Annotated in this window: 1 protein-coding gene; it reads left to right on the top strand. The window is 58.7% G+C overall.

Annotated elements, in window-relative coordinates:
* Positions 1-21: 21 nt before the first annotated feature.
* Positions 22-218: hypothetical protein (locus QJT78_RS52910; protein ID WP_281461020.1), on the top strand; the 197-nt coding region annotated here is incomplete at its 3' end.

Raw genomic sequence — 218 nt, 5'->3', positions numbered from 1 at the left:
CGAGCTGCGTAGGTGGATCCAGTGCTCAGCAGGGAAGTCGAAGAAGGCGAGCAGCGCATGGCGATCCTTGATCAGGCACTCCACCGCACGTCCGTATTTGATGTGGTATTTAGAGCTGGCCCCGGTTGTTTGGACAGCGCCCCGCTGGATTTAAGTGGATTCCTGCCGGGTTATGCTGAACGCGGGGCTTTACGGTTTTGTCGTTGCGTCGGGAGGGC

It is taken from the genome of Bradyrhizobium sp. Mp27 (assembly GCF_029953005.1).
Lineage (GTDB): Bacteria > Pseudomonadota > Alphaproteobacteria > Rhizobiales > Xanthobacteraceae > Bradyrhizobium > Bradyrhizobium barranii.
Note: the sequence above shows the minus strand (reverse complement) of the source record. Positions and strands in the feature narration are given on the sequence as shown.